This is a genomic window from Paracoccus broussonetiae (genome assembly GCF_031854425.1).
GTDB lineage: Bacteria > Pseudomonadota > Alphaproteobacteria > Rhodobacterales > Rhodobacteraceae > Paracoccus > Paracoccus broussonetiae.
In genome coordinates, this window is sequence record NZ_JAVRQI010000052.1 from 1 (window position 1) to 902 (window position 902).

Sequence of the window (902 nt, forward strand, 5' to 3'; positions counted from 1 at the left end):
ATACTGGTTGTCGCCCCGCGCAAGCTGGTTCCAGACCAGCACCATGGCGATGCAGCGGGCTAGCCCGATCAGGATCAGGCCGGTCATGTATTCCGGCCGGTCGCGCAGGAAGATCACGGCCAAGGCGAACATCAGAACCGGCCCGATCAGCCAGTTCTGGACCAGCGACAGCACTAGCACGCGTTTGTCGGCAAAGACCTGATGCAGTTCCTCGTAGCGGACCTTGGCCAGCGGCGGATACATCATCAGGACCAGTCCGATCGCGATGGGGATGTTGGTCGATCCAATGGACAGGGCGTTCAGAGCATCCGGCAGACCGGTGAAAGTCCAGCCAAGCAGAATGCCAAGCGTCATGGCCGCGAAGATCCAGAGCGTCAGATAGCGGTCGAGGAACGAAAGCCGGTTGGCCTGGGGAAGGGCAGTCATGACAGCTCTCTTCCGATCAGGCGGAACGGCTGCGGTTGCCGTCGGCATCCACAACCTGTTCGCCGTCTTCCTTGCTGAAAGCGACTTGCTGCGCTGGCACCAGATCCAAAACCAGCTCCGACGGACGACAGAGCCGGACGCCCTGTGGGCTGACAACGATGGGACGGTTGATCAGGATCGGATGTGCCATCATCGCATCGATCAGCGCGGCATCACTCAGGCTCGAATCATCCAGCCCCAATTCGGCATAAGGCGTGCCCTTCTCGCGCAGCAGATCGCGCGCTGCGAAGCCCATACGGGCAATGAGCCTTTCGAGCAGCAGCCGGGAGGGTGGGGATTTGAGATACTCGATTACATGCGGCTCGACACCGGCATTGCGGATCATCGCCAGCGTATTGCGTGAGGTGCCGCAATCGGGGTTGTGATAAATGACGATGTCCATGTTCAGGCCTTTCGGGTCGCGGCGGGGTCGCAGA

Annotated in this window: 2 protein-coding genes; both read right to left on the reverse strand. The window is 60.6% G+C overall.

The genetic code is table 11. From position 1 onward, the window contains the following. The coding region (locus RM190_RS23315) for an arsenic resistance protein (RefSeq protein WP_390908912.1) at nt 1-426 on the reverse strand (426 nt) is incomplete at its 3' end. Nucleotides 427-442: 16 nt separating this feature from the next. Beyond that, entirely contained in the window at nt 443-868 is a 426-nt protein-coding gene (gene arsC, locus RM190_RS23320; protein WP_311761873.1) for an arsenate reductase (glutaredoxin), read from the reverse strand. Between the last annotated feature and the right edge of the window lie 34 nt (nt 869-902).

Coding starts and splice junctions, on each gene's coding strand:
- arsC (WP_311761873.1), bottom strand. CDS start 868: ATGGACATCGTCATTTATCACAACCCCGATTGCGGCACCTCACGCAAT.